General features: G+C 66.6%; 14 protein-coding genes. 10 read left to right on the top strand and 4 right to left on the bottom strand.

Annotated features, from left to right (window positions below; genetic code table 11):
• The 4 genes from VFG33_RS21065 to VFG33_RS21050 form a co-directional block, all read left to right on the top strand.
• Window positions 1-474, top strand: a 474-nt coding sequence (locus VFG33_RS21065) for an SUMF1/EgtB/PvdO family nonheme iron enzyme (protein ID WP_325054626.1), incomplete at its 5' end; no start/stop codon positions are given.
• Between the two features lie 25 nt (window positions 475-499).
• The gene (locus tag VFG33_RS21060; RefSeq protein ID WP_325054625.1) at window positions 500-1,687 is read left to right on the top strand and encodes a CaiB/BaiF CoA transferase family protein; all 1,188 of its coding nucleotides are present in this window, start codon (window positions 500-502) and stop codon (window positions 1,685-1,687) included.
• 33 nt (window positions 1,688-1,720) lie between these two features.
• Window positions 1,721-2,560 carry an HpcH/HpaI aldolase/citrate lyase family protein gene (locus tag VFG33_RS21055; protein WP_325054624.1) on the top strand — a complete coding sequence of 280 codons (840 nt, stop codon included), beginning with the start codon at window positions 1,721-1,723 and terminating at the stop codon, window positions 2,558-2,560.
• A gap of 9 nt (window positions 2,561-2,569) precedes the next feature.
• The gene (locus VFG33_RS21050) at window positions 2,570-4,156 is read left to right on the top strand and encodes a phytoene desaturase family protein (RefSeq protein ID WP_325054623.1); all 1,587 of its coding nucleotides are present in this window, start codon (window positions 2,570-2,572) and stop codon (window positions 4,154-4,156) included.
• Here VFG33_RS21050 and VFG33_RS21045 read toward each other — a convergent pair.
• Window positions 4,133-5,902 (bottom strand): ABC transporter ATP-binding protein, encoded by a 1,770-nt coding sequence (locus VFG33_RS21045; RefSeq protein ID WP_325054622.1) that lies wholly within the window; start codon window positions 5,900-5,902, stop codon window positions 4,133-4,135. The two genes, VFG33_RS21050 and VFG33_RS21045, sit on opposite strands and share 24 nt — an antisense overlap.
• Window positions 5,903-6,004: 102 nt before the next feature.
• Here VFG33_RS21045 and VFG33_RS21040 point away from each other — a divergent pair, with 102 nt between their 5' ends.
• From VFG33_RS21040 to VFG33_RS21015, 6 genes are all read left to right on the top strand, one after another.
• Window positions 6,005-6,613 carry a TetR/AcrR family transcriptional regulator gene (locus VFG33_RS21040; RefSeq protein WP_325054621.1) on the top strand — a complete coding sequence of 203 codons (609 nt, stop codon included), beginning with the start codon at window positions 6,005-6,007 and terminating at the stop codon, window positions 6,611-6,613.
• Window positions 6,613-7,854, top strand: coding sequence for an RNA polymerase sigma factor (locus VFG33_RS21035; protein WP_325054620.1), 1,242 nt, complete (start codon window positions 6,613-6,615; stop codon window positions 7,852-7,854). The genes VFG33_RS21040 and VFG33_RS21035 overlap by 1 nt, the downstream gene beginning before the upstream one ends.
• A 94-nt stretch (window positions 7,855-7,948) precedes the next feature.
• Window positions 7,949-9,277, top strand: coding sequence for an acyl-CoA dehydrogenase family protein (locus VFG33_RS21030; protein ID WP_325054619.1), 1,329 nt, complete (start codon window positions 7,949-7,951; stop codon window positions 9,275-9,277).
• Window positions 9,277-10,491, top strand: a complete 1,215-nt coding sequence (locus VFG33_RS21025; RefSeq protein WP_325054618.1) for an acyl-CoA dehydrogenase family protein — start codon at window positions 9,277-9,279, stop codon at window positions 10,489-10,491. Before VFG33_RS21030 ends, VFG33_RS21025 begins: the two co-directional genes overlap by 1 nt.
• A 481-nt stretch (window positions 10,492-10,972) precedes the next feature.
• Entirely contained in the window at window positions 10,973-11,227 is a 255-nt protein-coding gene (locus tag VFG33_RS21020) for a hypothetical protein (RefSeq protein ID WP_325054617.1), read from the top strand.
• A complete protein-coding gene (locus VFG33_RS21015) occupies window positions 11,224-11,715 on the top strand; it encodes a hypothetical protein (protein ID WP_325054616.1) in 492 nt (163 codons plus the stop codon). Before VFG33_RS21020 ends, VFG33_RS21015 begins: the two co-directional genes overlap by 4 nt.
• Window positions 11,716-11,858: 143 nt before the next feature.
• Here the strand turns inward: VFG33_RS21015 and VFG33_RS21010 are convergent, their stop codons facing one another.
• The 3 genes from VFG33_RS21010 to VFG33_RS21000 all read right to left on the bottom strand — a co-directional run.
• Window positions 11,859-14,954: an alpha-mannosidase gene (locus tag VFG33_RS21010; RefSeq protein WP_325054615.1), complete on the bottom strand. Its 3,096-nt coding sequence runs from the start codon at window positions 14,952-14,954 to the stop codon at window positions 11,859-11,861.
• A gap of 210 nt (window positions 14,955-15,164) precedes the next feature.
• A complete protein-coding gene (locus tag VFG33_RS21005) occupies window positions 15,165-15,827 on the bottom strand; it encodes an SGNH/GDSL hydrolase family protein (protein WP_325054614.1) in 663 nt (220 codons plus the stop codon).
• Window positions 15,828-15,996: 169 nt separating this feature from the next.
• Window positions 15,997-16,991, bottom strand: a 995-nt coding sequence (locus VFG33_RS21000) for a hypothetical protein (protein ID WP_325054613.1), incomplete at its 5' end; no start/stop codon positions are given.

Raw genomic sequence — 16,991 nt, 5'->3', positions numbered from 1 at the left:
CTCTCTGAGATCTCGGTGGCGATCCGGGAGGTGACCAACGCGGAGTACGCGGAGTTCCTGACGGCGACCGGCTATCGGCCGAGGATCGCGAACCGCTTCCTGGCGCACTGGGTCGCTGGGGCGCCGGTGGCCGGCACCGAGGATCAGCCGGTGACGTATGTCGATCTGCCGGACGCACGGGCCTACGCGAAGTGGCGTGGCGGGCGGCTTCCGACCGAGGACGAGTGGCAGGTGGCCGCGGGGCTCGACGGGTTCACCCGGGCCGAGCCGCTGGTGTGGAACCTGACCGAGAGCGAGCACCGCGACGGCCGGAGCCGGTTCTGCATCGTCAAGGGCGGCTCGTACTACGTTGCCGAGGGCTCCGACTGGTACTCCGACGGCGGTCCACAGGAGCCCGAGGTGAGCTTCAAGCTGGTGCTCACCGGCGGCGGCCTGGATCGCTCGGAGACCATCGGCTTCCGGTGCGCCGGATGATGGGACAGTAGATGCGCGGGATGAGATGAGAGCCGCACCGCTGGAGGGCGTGAAGGTCCTCGAGGCCGCGACGTTGTTCGCGGGACCGTTGGCAGCGACGTTCCTGGGCGACTTCGGTGCGGACGTGACGAAGATCGAGCATCCGTCCCGGCCGGACGCGGCCCGCGGGCACGGCACCAGCAAGGACGGTGTCGGCCTGTGGTTCAAGACCCTCGGCCGGAACAAGCGGCTCGCGACGCTCGACCTGTCGCAAGGGCGCGAGGTCTTCCTGGAATTGGTGCGGGCGAACGACGTGCTGGTGGAGAACTTCCGGCCGGGCACCCTCGAGCGCTGGGGACTTGGACCGGATGTGCTGCTGGAGTCCAACCCCCGGCTGGTGATCGCCCGGGTGACCGCGTTCGGCCAGGTCGGCCCTTGGTCGAGCCGCCCGGGCTTCGGCTCCCTGGCCGAGGCGATGAGCGGATTCGCCGCTGTCACAGGTGAACCCGATGGCCCTCCGACGCTGCCACCTTTCGGCCTGGCCGACGGGATCACAGCACTCGCCACCGCGTACGCCGTACTGGTGGCTCTGCGCGAGCGGGATCGGTCGGGGGCGGGGCAGGTGATCGACATGGCGATCATCGAGCCGATCCTGATGATGTTGGGCGGCCAGATCACGGCGTACCAGCAGACCGGCTATGTCCAGCCCCGGTTGGGGAATCGCTCGTCGAACAACGCGCCTCGCAACGTCTACCAGACCGCCGACGGCCGCTGGGTCGCCGTCTCCACGAGCTCGCAGAGCATCGCGGAACGAGTGGTGACGCTCGTCGGCCGGCCGGATCTGGTCGCGCAGCCGTGGTTCGGGACCGGCCGGGAACGGGCCGAGCACGCCGACGAGTTGGACGACGCGGTCGGATCCTGGATCGGGGAGCGCTCTCTCGACGAGGTCATGCTCGCCTTCGAGAAGGCGGAGGCAGCGGTCGGGCCGGTGCATGACATCCGCGGGATCATGACGGATCCGCAGTACGCGGCACTGAACACGATTGTCGAGGTGGATGACGACGAGCTCGGCGGTCCGGTCCAGATGCAGAACGTGCTGTTCCGGCTGTCGGAGTCGCCCGGGTCGATCCGTTGGGCGGGCCGACCTCATGGCGCCGACACAGACGCAGTACTGGCTGAGATCGGGGTCACACCCGAACAATTAGCCGCCCTCCGTGACGCCGGTGTCGTCTAGTGTCTCTTGGTGGGATAACTCGACGGTTATGAGATGGGGCGCCACGTGTTGACGGCTCTTTATGTGCCGGCGAGTCGGCCTGATCGGTTCTCGAAGGCCGTGTCGGCCGGAGCGGATCTGGTGGTGTTCGATCTCGAGGACGCCGTCCCGGTGGACGACAAGGCCGAGGCTCGTGGCTGGGCGGTCGCGTGGATCGCGGCGCATGCGTCGGACTCGGTCGAGATCCGGGTGAACGCACCGGGCTCGCCTTGGAGCGAGGACGACCTGGCCGCGCTGGCCGCAGTACCGGGCGTGCGGATCCGAGTGCCCAAGGTGGAGAGTGCGAACGACATTCGGTGGGTGCTGGAGCGGGTGCCGTCGGCAAAGATCACCGCGCTGATCGAGTCACCGCTCGGGCTGGAGCGGGCGTTCGAGATCGCGTCCGCCGACGAGCGGGTGGTCGCGGTCGCGCTCGGTGAAGCCGATCTGGCCAGCTCGCTCGGTGTCGACGGTCCCGAAGGACTGGGATGGGCCCGCGGCCGGTTGGTGTCCGCGTCAAGGGCGGCCGGGCGCGGTGCGCCGATGATGTCGGTCTACCCGCACGTGAACGACGAAGACGGTCTGCGGCGGACCTGTTTGGAGGGCCGGGCGCTTGGGTTCGTCGGGCGTACTGCGATCCACCCGCGACAGCTGGCCACGATCGTCGAATGCTTCACGCCATCTGCCTCTCAGGTGGCGGATGCGGCCGCGCTGCTGGCCGCAGTAGAGAAGGCCGGCGTCGCCGAGGGCGGCGTAATCGTGCTCCCCGACGGCCGCATGGTCGACCCCGCGATGCTGGGCCGCGCCCGAGAGCTAACCACCCTCATGCAACAGATCGAGTCCCGCCAGAGCTAAGGTCGAGGCATGCTGCCGCGCAGTGTTGATGCTGTGGTGGTCGGCTCGGGGCCGAACGGGCTGGTGAGCGCGATCGCTCTGGCTGACGCGGGTTGGGACGTGCTCGTACTGGAGGCCGCCGACGAGTTCGGCGGTGCCGTCCGATCCACTGCGAGCGATGGCTGGATCAGCGACCGGTTCAGTTCCAACTACCCGCTCGGCGTGGCCTCACCTGTACTACGGTCGCTCGGGCTGGAGGAGTTCGGTCTGCGCTGGGCGCATGCGCCGCTGCCGTTGACCCACCTGCTCGACCCCGACACGGCGGCATCGATCCATCCGGACCCGAACGACACCGCCGCGTCGATCTCGGTCGACCACCCGGCCGACGGTGAGGCCTGGCTTCGGCTCTACGAGAAGTACGTCAAGATTCGCGAGCCGTTCCTGCAGTCCCTGCTGACCACCTGGCCTCCGGTCGTCCCCGGCGTCAAGCTGGCCCGCAAGCTCGGCTCGGCGGGGGAGCTCGCCCGGTTCGCGCGGTTCATGGCGATGCCGATGCACCGGATGGGACAGGAGCTCTTCGAAGGTCCCGCCGGTCGTGCGCTGCTGGCAGGCAACTCGTTCCACGCCGACGCGCCCCCCAGTGGCAGCGTCAGCGGGACGATGGGCTGGCTGTTGGGGATGCTGGCCCAGGACGTCGGGTTCCCGGTCGCGGCCGGTGGTTCCAGCTCGCTGTCCTCCGCCCTGATCCGCCGCGCCGAACGCGCGGGTGCGCTCTTCGTCGCCGGTACTCCGGTTGTCGGTATCGACGTGTCCGCCGGGAAGGTGGCCGGCGTCCGCACCGCCTCCGGCGAGCAGGTCGCCGTCGGCCGCGCTGTGATCGCGGACGTGTCCGCCCTCACCCTGTACGACGAACTGTTGCCAAAAGCAAGTGTTCCGTCGGGAGTGCGCCGCGATCTGGACGCGTTCGAATGGGACTACCCGACCGTCAAACTGAACTACCGCCTGAGCGGACCGATCCCGTGGCAGGCCGCGGACGCCCGGAAGGCCGGCGTGGTCCACCTCGGCGGCACCGCGGACGACCTGGTGCACCTGTCCGCCGACCTCGACACCGGGCGGTTGCCCTCGGCGCCGTTCCTGCTGATCGGCCAGACCACCAAGTCCGATCCGTCCCGGTCGCCGGCTGGGACCGAGGCCGTCTGGGCCTATTCACACCTGCCACGGGGGATCGCGGACGACGCGTCGGCCGAGAAGCTCGGGGACCGGATGGAGAGGCTGATCGAGCGCTACGCACCCGGCTTCGCCGACGTCATCCTGGATCGCAACCTGCAGCGACCCAGTGATTTCTCCTCCGCCAACGCCTCCCTCGGCCTCGGTGCTCTGGGCGGCGGCACGACCCAGCTCCACCAGCAGCTGATCTTCCGCCCGACCATCGGCCTGGGCAGTCCCCGCACGGTCGTGTCCGGCCTGTACCTGGGCAGCTCCGCGATCCACCCAGGTCCTGGTGTCCACGGTGCCTGCGGTCACCTGGCTGCCCGAACGGCGCTCCGTGACGCGTCAGTCCTCGGCCCGCTGACGCGCCGCCCCTTGAATGCGCTACTCCGCAACCTCCAGAGCTGATCGCTCCGGCTGGGTGGCGATCCGGAGGGCGGCAACGAGGTCCCGATAGAGATCGTCGGACGCGAGCAGCTCCTGATGGTTGCCCTGGGCCCGGACCTGGCCGGCCTCCAGCACGATGATCTGGCCGGCGTCGATGACCGTGCTCAGTCGGTGCGCGATGGTCAGTACTGCGCCGGTGCTCGCGATCCGGGCGATCACCTCGTGCACCGCGGCCTCGGTGAGCCCGTCCAACTGCGCGGTCGCCTCATCCAGTAGCAGGATCTCGGGGTCGCCGACCAAGGCCCGGGCCAACGCGATCCGCTGCCGCTCACCGCCCGAGATCACTGCCGTCGACAGCGAGGTGTCGAGTCCGTCGGGTAGTGCGCGGACGCGTTCGTCCAACCGGACCGCCCGCAGTGCCTCCCAGATGTCGTCCTCGTTTGCCTCGTCATGGGTGTACAGCAGGTTCTCCCGGAGGGTCCCCGGTACCAGGGGAGTGTCCTGTTCGACGTACACGACTCTCCTGCGCAGGTCCTCCAAAGACCAGTCCTGCAAGGGGGTTCCGTCCAGTATGAGGCGGCCGCTGTCGGGATTCAGGAAGCGGAGGAGCAGGGAGAATATGGTGGTCTTGCCGGCGCCGGACGGCCCGACGATCGCGGTATGCCCGACCCGCGGGATCTCCAGGGTGATGTCCCGGACGGCCGGGGCGGCGCCCGGGGCGTAGCGAGCCGTCACGTTCTCGAAGGAGAGCGCGGCCTTGCTGAGGTCCTGCTGCGCGACCCGCGCCGGGCCGGTGTCGGCCGGCTCGAGTTCGAACGCGTCGACCTCCCGGATCCGCGCCGCGGCGGCGATGCCGGACTGGAGTCCGCCGACGGTCGTCGCCAGGCTCGACACCGGCTCCATCAACTGGAACGCGTACAGCAGGAACGCGACCAGCGCGGAAACGGTCAGCAGTCCCTCGCCGACCCGCCAGGCACCGAGGCCGAGAATGATCATGATCGCCAGCCCGATCCCGAAACCCGCGATGGTGAAGGCGACGGCCTGGTAGCGGACCGCCCGGATGCTCTGCCGCGCCGACTCGGTCGCCTCGACGATCACCCGCTCGCTCTCCCGCGCCTCGGCGCGGCTCGCCTTCACGGTGCGGATCGCCCGCAACGCACCTTCCAGTACGCCGCCCAGCCGGCCGACCGCACCCTGGGCCTGCTCCTGGGCCCGGGCCATCGGGGGCATCAACAGGCCGACGATGATCGCGACGATCACCAGCGCCGCGAGGGTGGTCGCCAGCAGGACCCCGTCGAGCAGCGCCATCAGGATCAGCGCGCCGACCAGCCCGATCACGCTGTTCACCAACTCCACCAGGCTCGACGCGGCGGCTTCGCGGAGCAGCACCGTGTCCGACGTGACCCGGGTGACGAGTTCGCCGGGGGAGCGGCCGGCCAGTTCACCGATCCGGACCCGGAAGAGCCTGCGGACCATCGAACTGCGGGCATCGAGTACGACCCGCTCGCCCATCCGGCCCAGCACGATCCACTGCACCAGCCCGAGGATCGAGCCGGCCACCAACAGCGCGATCAGCAGCGCCACCGCCGGGCCGATCGATGCCGAGGTCGCGAGACCGTCGAGCACCGACTTGGTCACCATCGGGGTGGCCAGGGACGCGCCGGTTGTGCCCAGGCCCAGCACCAGGCCGAGCAGGAGTGTCCGTCGGTGCGGTCGCACGAACGACCACAGCATCCGGACGTTCTGCCACCGCAACTTCTCGCTCATCGGTCCCCTCCGGTGATCGGTACTAGAGCGCCAAGGTAGCAGAATCGGACAATGATGTCCTATTCTTAACCAATGGCGACCGATGGGGATAAGGTCGGGGTCATGACTGACACGGTCGAGTCGGGTAGCCGGACGCGGACCCGCAGAGCGATCCTGGACGCCGCGGTGGTGGTGTTCGCCAAGCGGCGGAACGCCTCGCTGAGCGAGGTCGCGGCCGAGGCGAAGGTGGCCCGCAGTACCTTGCACCGGTACTTCGCCGATCGGGCCGAGCTGGTTTTCGCTCTGGCGGAGGATGTGCTCGTCGGCTTCGAGCGGGCGATCGCCGACGCCGAGCTCGATCAGGGACCCCCGCTGGAGGCGTTCCGGCGGCTGGTCGTCGGGTATTCCGCGCTCGGCCAGCGGATCTTCTTCCTGTTCAACGAGCCCACCTTCTACCAGCCCGACCCCGACCCCGACGTGGCGCGGTTCTTCGAGAAGCTCGAGCAGGCGAGCAAGCCTATTGAGGCGCTGATCGACCGCGGCCACCGCGAGGGCGTTTTCGCCGCCAATCTCAGCGTTGACTGGATCACCCGGATCCTGATGTGGATGGTCTTCATCGGCTGGGAGGCCGTCGAGGAGAACGCGCTGTCCCGCCTGGCCGCGCCGGCGACCATCCTCCAGACGATCGAGACCGGCATCCTCGCGCCCCCGTCCGGCCGGGTGGAGGAGTAGTGAGTAGCCGCGTCGAGGAGTTGCTGCGGGAGTTGGCTCCGCAGGTTCTCGGGTTCCTGGCGCGTAGGAACGGGCAGTTCGATCTGTGCGAGGACGCAGTACAGGAAGCTCTGCTGGCGGCGGCGACCCAGTGGCCGGCCGATGGGATCCCGGCCAATCCGCGGGGGTGGTTGATCACCGTTGCCGGCCGCAAGCTGACGGATCAGTTCCGGAGCGAGAGCGCGCGGCGGCGGCGTGAGGACAATGTCGCCGCGATGGCAGGAGCTGAGGAACTGGTTGCCCCGGGCGCCGATCATGACCAGCCGCCGGAATCCGACGACACGTTGACCCTGCTCTTCCTCTGCTGCCATCCGGCTGTCACGCCCGCGTCGCAGGTCGCGTTGACGTTGCGCGCGGTCGGTGGTCTCACCACTGCCGAGATCGCCAAGGCGTTCATGGTGCCGGAGGCAACGATGGCGCCGCGGATCAGCCGGGCGAAGAAGAGCATCAAAGCCGCGGGCAGCCGGTTCGTCCTGCCGCCGGAGGAGGAGCGGGCCGATCGGCTCCGGGTGGTGCTCCAGGTTCTCTACCTGATCTTCAACGAGGGCTACACGGCCAGTTCCGGTCCCGACCTGCAACGGGTCGAGCTCACCGCCGAGGCGATCCGCCTGAGCCGGATGCTCTACCAACTCCTCCCGGACGACGGGGAGGTCGCCGGTCTGCTGGCCTTGATGCTGCTCACCGACGCCCGCCGCGCGGCCCGCAGTACGCCGGATGGCCGGTTGGTCCCCATCGACGAACAGGACCGCAGCCTCTGGCTCCGCGAGTCGATCGACGAAGGCGCCGCGCTGGTCCTGCGAACTCTCAGCCACGGTCAGGTCGGCCCGTACCAACTGCAGGCCGCCATCGCCGCCGTCCACTCCGAAGCCCCGAGTGCCGACGAAACCGACTGGCCGCAGATCTTGTCGCTGTATCTGTTGCTGGAGAGGTTCTCGCCGAACCCGATGGTCACCCTCAACCGCGCCATCGCTCTGGCCGAGGTGGAGGGCCCCCAGGCCGGCCTCGATCTGCTCGCCACCCTCGACGGCGACAACCGCATGACGGGCAACCATCGCCTGGACGCCGTCCGCGCCCACCTGCTGGAACGAGCCGACCAACCCCGCGAAGCCCGGGCCTACTACCTGGCAGCAGCCCGCCGAACCACCAGCCTCCCAGAACAGCAGTACCTCTCCACCAAAGCAGCAGCCCTTCCCACCGACTGATCCCATCACGCACTGCCCCGGCTCCCACGTCACCAGCCGTCACCGTGTGCGGCGTCACGTGACTTAGGTTGTAACTTCGGTTTACAGTTGCGGCATGGCTATCGAGCAGCGGAGTGCCCGGGGCAAGGTGCGGCGGGATCCGATCGGGATAGGGGTCGCGCTGCTGAACCGGCTGGCCAGGTCGCGGGCGATCGACCGGTTGGGGTTGCGGAAGCAGACCGAGCGGGTGGTGTTCGAGGCGACGCGGACGGGGTTCCGGACGGCTGGTGCGTTGACCAGGAGCTTCACCGCGGCGAGCAAGCTGGCCAAGCCGTCGCGGTTGCCTGCGGCGCGGGGGACCGGGCGGTTCGATCTGACGCCGACCGAAGACCAGCAGATGGTGGTCGGGGTGGTGACGGAGTTCGCCGCCGAGGTCTTGCGGCCGGGTGCTCCCGACGCGGATGTTGCCGGGACGACCGATCTCAAGGTGCTTCAGCAGAGTTCCGAGCTCGGGTTGAGCCTGATCGAAGTACCGGAAGAGCTCGGCGGGATCGTCAGCGAGCGGTCGGCGATGACCGGGGTGCTCGTGGCGGAGGCGATGGCTCACGGCGACATGGGGCAGGCGGTTGCGTGTCTCGCACCGGCTGCGGTGAGCACGGCGATCTCGTTGTGGGGCGACGAGACCCAGCAGGCGACGTACCTGCCTGCCTTCACCGGGGAATCCGTGCCGGCTGCCGCTCTCGCGATCGTCGAGCCACGGCCGCTGTTCGACCCGTTCGACCTGCGGACTCGCGCGACCCGGCAACGAACGGGTCACCTGCTCAATGGGGTGAAGTCCCTCGTACCACGAGGCGCCGAGGCGGAGGTGTTCGTCATCGCGGCGCAACTGGAGGACCAGGGCCCGGCGTTGTTCCTGATCGAGTCGGACCACCCCGGCGTCACCATCGAGGCGGAACCGTCGATGGGACTCCGGGCGGCGAGCCTGAGCCGGGTCTTCCTCGACGACGTTCCGGCCGTCCAACTCGGATCACTCGAGGACTACGCGGACTGCGTCCGGCTCGCGCGACTCGGCTGGTGCGCTCTCTCCCTCGGTACTGCGAAGGCGGTGCTCGACTACGTCACGCCGTACGTGAACCAGCGGACCGCGTTCGGCGAGCCGATCAGTCACCGGCAGTCGGTGGCGTTCATGGTGGCGAACATCGCCATCGAACTGGAGGGCATGCGGCTCGTCACCTACCGGGCCGGATCGCGCGCGGAACAAGGGCTTCCGTTCGCCCGTGAGGTCGCGCTGGCCCGGCGGCTGTGTACCGAGAAGGGGATGCAGATCGGGACCGACGGGGTGCAGTTGCTCGGCGGGCACGGATTCGTCAAGGAACATCCGGTCGAGCGGTGGTACCGCGATCTGCGGGCCGTCGGCGTGATGGAAGGCGCGGTGCTGGTCTGATGATCAACCTGGAGACGCCACGGAAGTTCCGGGCCTTCGTCCACCAGGCCCACCAGGTCGCGGCGGAGATGCTGCGGCCGAACTCGCGCCGGTACGACCTCGCGGAGCACGAGTATCCGAAGGAACTCGACATGCTCGCGGCGCTGGTGGACGGCCTCAGCGCGTCAGGGACAGGCTCGGGTGCGGGAGCGAGCGGCGTACGGCGGACTGAGGAGGACCCGGACGACGCCAAGGTGAAGAACGGGTCGAACCTCTCGTCGGTGCTGTCGATCATGGAGATGTGCTGGGGCGACGTCGGGCTGCTGCTGTCGATGCCGCGGCAGGGACTGGGCAACTCGGCGATCGCCTCGGTGGCGTCGGACGAGCAGTTGGAACGGTTCGACGGGGTGTGGGCCGGGATGGCGATCACCGAGCCGGGATGTGGTTCGGACTCGGCGAGCATTCAGACGACCGCGAGGCTGGACGGCGATCACTACGTCATCAACGGCGAGAAGATCTTCGTCACTGCGGGCGGTCGGTGTGATGCCGTGGTCGTGTGGGCGACGCTGGACAAGTCGCTCGGCCGGGCGGCGATCAAGTCGTTCGTGGTGTTCAAGGACACCCCGGGGATGACGGTCGAGCGGCTGGAGCACAAGCTCGGGATCCGCTCCTCGGACACCGCGACCATCCGCTTCGAGGACTGCCGGGTGCCGGCCGCGAACCTGCTCGGCTCGGCTGAAGTCGATGCGGAGAAGGGGTTTGCGGGTGTGATGCAGACCTTCGACAACACCCGCCCGCTGGTGGCCGCGATGGCTGTCGGATGTGCCCGGGCCTCGCTGGAATTGACGCGGGAGTTGCTGGCCGAGGCGGGTGTCGAGATCGACTACGACCGACCGGTCCACACGCAGTCGGCGGCAGCCGCGTCGTACCTGCAGATGGAAGCGGACTGGGAAGCGGCGTACCTCCTCACGCTGCAGGCCGCCTGGATGGCCGACAACGGCAAACCCAACTCCCTCCAGGCTTCAATGGCCAAGGCGAAGGCAGGCCGCGTCGGCAACGACATCACCCTGCGCTGCGTTGAACTGACCGGCAGCCTCGGCTACAGCGAACACCACCTGCTGGAAAAGTGGGCCCGAGACTCCAAAATCCTCGACATCTTCGAAGGCACCCAACAAATCCAGCAGTTGATCGTCGCCAGAAGGTTGCTGGGCAAGACCTCAGTCGAGCTGAAATAGCAGGTCAGAGGCCGATTGACGGCTCTTCGGTCGTCTCTGGAACCGACCCAGCCGATGGATGGCCGACGGGCCGGGATCGCCCTGCTCCGCCCCTGCTCCGTCAGCGGCCGATCGCGATCGCCGGAGCATCCTGTTGTCGATAGCCCGCCGGGCCCGATCGAACGACGACGGCAACATATGCGTGTAGAGGCGAAGAGTGAACCCCGGATCGTGATCACCGAGGTACGCGGCGAGCTCCTTCACATTGACTCCATCGGCGAGGGTGACGCTCGCGTAGAAGTGTCTCAGTGGAGGCCGGTTCTTCGATCGGTGACAAAGCGGCGTCGGCCGCGGACGTCCGTGGTCGGTGCTGGAATCAGACCAGCGGCGGCAAGAGTCGGCTTCCAGATCACCTCGTCGAAGATTCTCGCCTGGAGGTGCTTGCCGCTGTCCGATCGGAACAGCGAACGAACGGTAGTCGAGGAGCCGTTCGTCCGCTCCCATGGAAGTGTGGGTCGACTACGAGCGCGTGCTCGTCGCCGAGGATCCCGACCGCGTACCTGAGCTCGCCGAGGCCGTCCGGATGCTTGGCAGCACCCTGGTGACCGCAGACCGGGTGCCTGAGGGAAAGGCGCGCTGGTTCGAGTCGCTGGAGCTGCGGCGACGCTTCGGCGAGGGTGACGATGAGCATCGATCCAACTATGCGGGCAGCCTGCCAGGTGATCGGCCAGGGCCTGGGCTCCCTCCGGGAGGATGAGGAAGTCACTCGCAGTCTTCCGCGACAGCCTCGCCGTACGGCGTGCGCAGGCGGAGGCGGACGCCGAACACAACGAGGACCTAGTTCTGGAGTTGGCCGACACCGCCCTCCGCCTCAACTGGTTCGACCAACCCGAGCTGGCCCGGCAGTTCGCAGCCGAAGGTCTCGCTGTCTGTCGCGAGCACCCCGACTCCACAAGCTCTCGCGGGCTGCTGCGAGCTCTTCAGGAGTTGGCGGCGGCACACGAGGACCTCGGCGAACTCGAACCAGCCGTGGCGCTCGGTGAGGAGGCGCTGGTACTGCTGGAGGAACTCGCGGCGAACGACACCAGATATGCAGGGCGCCTGATCGGCAGCCAGCCGGATTGCCTCGTCCTCATGGAGGCGGACAACCAGCCCACGGAGGACCTCCCCGACCATCGAACGGAATTTGCCGGACCAGACCAGCCCGGCGCTGCCGTCGAGAAGTCGGCGGCGCAGCCTGTCTGAGCAGGCGGGGCGCGCCGACGGGTGCGTCTAATCCTTGCCTAGGGCAACTCTGGCATGGTGGGCAAGCTGGCGCCCGACCGCGAACGGCCCGCCGTTCAAGGACAGCAGTCTCAACGCTGCTGATGAAGTTGGAAGTTGGTTTGTTAAGGCTGACGCGATAGTCGCAGTGTGCATATCTCGAAGGGTTGTAGCGCCAGGCGTACGACATCGCCGTCGCTCCTGACCTCAGTTAGCGGTCGCTCCAGCAGGTCGACGAGGTTCGCACTCTGTAGAGGGAGGTTGGTATGAATGGCTGTGTGGGCCTTTCCACCAAGCGATTCGTACAGTCGTACGACGATGTCGCCCGAGCGGTCGTCCGCCAGTTTGACCGCCTCCACGACGACGGCGGGATTGTCGACGGTCACCAGTGGCGTCAGGTCGTGGGCCGTGTCGAGGGAGCGCAGCGGGATGTTGAGCGCGTAGCCCTCGGCAACCGCATCGGAGATGGTGGCTCCGGGCAGCACGGCGTAGGTGAATCGGTGCACGCCCTGATCGGTCTTCGGGTCGGGGTTGCGCGGAGCACGCAGCAGCGTCAGCCGCACCGTCGTCGTCGTGCTTCTACCGTCGCGCGCGTGGCGGTTGATGTCGTGACCGTAGGTGGAATCGGTGAGTAGGGCGACGCCATAGCCGGCCTCGTCGATGTGTACCCAGCGGTGCGCGTACAACTCAAAGCGAGCCGCGTCCCAACTGGTATTGGAATGGGTCGGTCGATGCACATGGCCGAATTGAATTTCCGCAGACTCGCGATCGGCGTGAATGTCGAACGGGAAGGCGGCCTTGAGTATCGCTCCTGATTCATACCAGTCTATTTCGTTCAGTACGTCGAGGCGACTGCTACCGGCACGTACCACGAGCGTCTGGGTAAGCGATGACTTGCCGAATGATCGCTGCACACGAATTGAGCCCAGCAACGGGCCGCTGTCGACAACCTGGACCGAGTCGGCCTCGGTGAGATCAACGTGGCTATGCCGGTAATTCCGGTCGAGTTCCCAAGCATCCCAGCGACTAGGGTTGTCGGGATGCAGTTGCAGTAGGTTGCCGGCGTCGCCCGCAGCGAGGGTCTCCCGCGCATTTGGGTAGTCGTATAACGACGTGATCACACCAGTTTCGTCGACAGTAACGCGGATCAGGCCGTTGTCGAGAACACCGTCGCTGACGGTCACCGGCAACTTGCTCGCGGGGAGGCCGACGGTGGTGGCGCCGATACCGAGCGCAGGTGCCTCAACCCACACGGCAGTCCGGCCGTCGGAGAGGTTCTGCGTCACCTCCACGCCGTCTGCCAACTCAAGGGGCGCTGCCATAACCTCGGCGCGCTCATGTGGCGCCGCGTTGAGGAAACTGCTGGCTCCGGGGCCGGTACCGGGCAGCGCGGCGGCCGCGCGGCGAATGATGTCTTCCAGCTCGACTTCTGCTTTCTCATAGGCCGCGCGCGCCTCGCGATGCACCCACGCAATAGAGGTCCCCGGCAGGATGTCGTGGAATTGGTGCAGTAGCACCGTCTTCCACAGCTGATCGAGCTGGTCGTACGGATAGGCAAAGTCGCCGTGCAGTGCAGCGGTCGCTGACCACAGCTCGGCCTCGCGCAGCAGACGCTCGCTCAGCCGGTTGCCGGACTTCATCTTCGCCTGCGAGGTGAAGGTGGCGCGATGTAGCTCAAGGTAGAGCTCACCTGACCACACGGGAGCGTCTGGATATTCGCTCATCGCTTTGTCGAAGAAGCTGGAGGCCGACTCGACTGTGACGGTAGGTGATCCCTCCAGGCTTCCGAGCCGGCGCGCTTTCTCAAGCATTTCACGGGTCGGACCACCACCGCCGTCGCCGTACCCGTACATAGCTAGAGAGGTCGTAGCGAAGCCATTCTCGGCGTAGCTGTGCACCGCGTGGGCAAGCTCGCTACCAGAGAGCGTCGAGGCATACGTATCGATCGGGGACTGGTGGGCGAAGATGCGGGTCCCGTCAATGCCCTCCCACCAGAAGGAGTTGTGTGGGAACCTGTTGGTATCGTTCCAGCTAAGTTTCTGGATCAGGAACCAGCGTGCGCCGACAAGCTTCGCGAGCTGAGGGAACGCCCCGGTGTAGCCGAAGGAATCGGGGAGCCAGATTCCGTCGGTCTCGACACCGAACTCGTCGACAAAGAACCTTGTCCCGTGAATTAATTGCCGCGCCAACGCCTCACTGCCGGGCAGGTAGGTGTCCGACTCGACCCACATGCCGCCGACGGGCTCCCAGTTTCCGGATTGAACTGCAGTCTTGATACCCGCGAATATCGGTGGATGAAACTCCTTGATCCACGCGTACTGCTGGGCCTGCGAGCAGGCGAATACCAGTTCCGGGTAGTCACGGGCGAGTGCCAGGACATTTGAAAAGGTGCGACTGGACTTTCGGATGGTCTCGCGCAGCGGCCACATCCAGGCTGTGTCAATGTGTGCGTGTGCCACGGCCGAGATCCGGTGAGCACTCGCGTGAGCCTGGCGGGCAAGCATGTCGGTGAGTTCCCATCGCGCGCGGCCCGCTGATCCTGACACGTCGTGCGGGTCGAGAGTGTCAAGCATCCGCTCGAGTGCTCGTAGGATCTCGTGCCGTCGGGGCTCGTTGGCCGGCAACTCGTGCATCAGTTCCGACAGCACCTCGATGTCCAGGACGAGTTGCCAGACGTCCTCGTCAAGAACGGCCAGATCCGCACAGGTGAGCTGGTAGAGCAGTTCAGTGTCCGCGGTTAGTTTGTCGCCACGGGGATCTCCCTCGCCGACCATCGCCGAAATGAACGGGTTGGCCGCCGCCTCGACGTACAGCAGCACATCCTCATTGCCCTGGGCGGGTGCGGCGATGGGGACGTAGTTCGTACGCGGCGCCAGGCCCTTGATTGGCAGACCGGTGGAATCGTAGACGAGCCCTTCAGCTTGCCGTCCCGGTCCTGGGTGGCTGAAGCCAAGGTCGATCACGGCCTCGACCCGACGGCCCGACCAGGCCGCCGGAACCTTTCCCCGTACGCGGAGCCACATGGTCGACCAGGCTGGCCCCCACATGGATCCGACCGTGAATGGGTTGTAGCTCGCCGCGAGCGCCTCGGCGACCGAAACGGGCTCGTCGGGGACCTGCCAGGATTCGACCTGAAGGCTGATCGATTCCGAATAGATCGCTGGCCTCAGCCGGCGGGTGAGCGTCTGCTCCAGTCGATCCTCGACAAGGAGTCGATCCATATGCACTGTTCTTGCCTTCCATCAGTTTGACGTGGTGCTTCCTTGCTGTGAGCGAGGCAGTCAGGATCCAAGCCTTCGCCGGAGCCTCCGGTCAGCCACGTCGCTGATCGAACTCACCAGCCGTGAACTCCATAACTCGCCCTCGACGCCGAGGACCCGCGCCGCGGCCAATCGCTGTGGAACTGGTCCTCAACAGTGTGGGTGCCGATCTCATCGCTGCGAACTCACGCAACTTGACTGGCCGCTGTGCGTGACCTCAAGCCATGCATCGGCCAGCAAGGAATGGCCGGCTGGGGTTGGATGCACGCCGTCGGGGCACCACTCCTGCGTTGAGCTCGCCGCGGCGGCTTGAGTGAACAGCGGGTCTGCAGCCAGCAGCGTGGCGCCGAAATCGGCGGCCATCCGCTGGACCACGGCGATCCGCTGGTCAACCTCAGTTCGCGTCTCGCGCTGCTCGTCCCGGACCGGCAGCAGGAACGGTTCGATCAATACCAACTGCACGGCGGGGTTTACCCGCCGGGCACTCTGCAACATCGTCTGGTAGTCAGCCTGGTAGTCGTCCACCGTGGGAGTGCCATCCCCCTTGTCGGCATGAATGGCGTCATTAATGCCTACCAGGACGGAGATGAGGTCAGGTTTGAGCTTCAGACAATCGGCGTCCCAGCGTTCGCGCAGGTCGCAGATCCGGTTTCCGCCGATTCCACGATTGAGGACATGCACGTCCCGGAGATTCTGGCTCAACGCAAATTGCTCGGCGACTAGCGATGGGTATCCGCCACCCAGGTCGTCTCCGTTGGACCTGTCCCGACCGACATCGGTAATGCTGTCACCAATGAACAGTACCGTGCTGCCGGAACGAATTCTAACTGTCACCGAAACTCTCCGATCATAGTTGTCCGAATCTGGATCACCAACGGACGCCTAGCCGGCCAGCCCCGCAACAGCCGACCCGGATAGTGAGGTCGGCGGTTGCCGAATTGTCGCGCCCAGGATTTCCGTCAGTGAATTTGTCACCATCGTCGGCGACGGTGGTGGGGTTGGCTTATGGGTAGGTAGTGGGGTTGTAGTACCGGATTTCGATGGTGGTGATGTTGGTCGGTTCGGTTGCGTTGGAGGTGGCGAGCTCGATGCGGTTGGTCTGTCCGTAGAGGATCTTGTTGGTGATGTTGATGAGGAGGGTGTCGCCGACCTTGGTGGCGGGGTAGATGTCGCCGATGAAGGTGCCGTTGATGAGGATGCCGTTGATGGAGGTGTTGGGACGGCGGATGTAGAGGACGGCGCTGGCCCCAGCGCGGCCGGCGTCGATGGTGACGTCGCGGGCGGCGAAGGCGGCCGTGAATGCTCCGGGAATGACTGCTTGGCCGGTGTCGTGGAGGCCGTCGGCGCCGGTGAGGGTCCAGGTGCCGGTGAGGTCTTGGCGGGATTCGGGTTCGGGGACGTGGTAGGCCCAGGCGTTGGCGGTGATGCCGGTGGCGGTGCTGGTTCCTTGGACTTCTAGGGCCATGAGGTGTTGCCCGGGTGGTAGGAGGGTGTTGGCGGCCAGGCCGGCGAGGCCGGCGCCGGTGAGGTCTTGGATGAGAATTCCGTCCAGGTAGATGCGGCCTTTGTCATGGAAGATGGTGTTTTCTTTGTCGATGTGGAGCCAGAGTTGGGTTTCGCCGGTGGTCCAGTCGTCCGGGATGGTGAAGTGTTTGCGGAGGACGGCGTGGTGGACGTCGGGGTGGTCGGGCATGGTCCAGATGCCCAGGTCGCGGTGTTCCCAGGCGGTGTCGTCGACGCCGGGTCCGGTGAGGGCGAGGATTTGGGTGGGGGTGAGGGTGTCGACAGGCAGGAAGGACCAGTCGTTGGTGAAGTCGACGCTGTTGCGTTGTTCTTGTGCGGGTGTGGGTAGGGGAGTGTGGCCGGGTGTCGTCGTGCCGGACCACCAGTTGCGTTGCAGGGTGAGCCATTCCAGGCCTGAGGCGGGGGTGTCGGCGCGGGGGCTGAGCAGGATGCGGGTGTCCCAGGCGGCAAGAGCGAGGCCATAGGCGCCGGGGG

It is taken from the genome of Kribbella sp. (assembly GCF_035687465.1).
In the GTDB taxonomy this organism is placed as follows: domain Bacteria; phylum Actinomycetota; class Actinomycetes; order Propionibacteriales; family Kribbellaceae; genus Kribbella.
Note: the sequence above shows the minus strand (reverse complement) of the source record. Positions and strands in the feature narration are given on the sequence as shown.

Coding starts and splice junctions, on each gene's coding strand:
- VFG33_RS21045 (WP_325054622.1), bottom strand. CDS start 5,902: ATGAGCGAGAAGTTGCGGTGGCAGAACGTCCGGATGCTGTGGTCGTTC.
- VFG33_RS21055 (WP_325054624.1), top strand. CDS start 1,721: ATGGGGCGCCACGTGTTGACGGCTCTTTATGTGCCGGCGAGTCGGCCT.
- VFG33_RS21060 (WP_325054625.1), top strand. CDS start 500: ATGAGAGCCGCACCGCTGGAGGGCGTGAAGGTCCTCGAGGCCGCGACG.
- VFG33_RS21025 (WP_325054618.1), top strand. CDS start 9,277: ATGATCAACCTGGAGACGCCACGGAAGTTCCGGGCCTTCGTCCACCAG.
- VFG33_RS21040 (WP_325054621.1), top strand. CDS start 6,005: ATGACTGACACGGTCGAGTCGGGTAGCCGGACGCGGACCCGCAGAGCG.
- VFG33_RS21020 (WP_325054617.1), top strand. CDS start 10,973: ATGGAAGTGTGGGTCGACTACGAGCGCGTGCTCGTCGCCGAGGATCCC.
- VFG33_RS21050 (WP_325054623.1), top strand. CDS start 2,570: ATGCTGCCGCGCAGTGTTGATGCTGTGGTGGTCGGCTCGGGGCCGAAC.
- VFG33_RS21010 (WP_325054615.1), bottom strand. CDS start 14,954: ATGGATCGACTCCTTGTCGAGGATCGACTGGAGCAGACGCTCACCCGC.
- VFG33_RS21030 (WP_325054619.1), top strand. CDS start 7,949: ATGGCTATCGAGCAGCGGAGTGCCCGGGGCAAGGTGCGGCGGGATCCG.
- VFG33_RS21015 (WP_325054616.1), top strand. CDS start 11,224: ATGAGGAAGTCACTCGCAGTCTTCCGCGACAGCCTCGCCGTACGGCGT.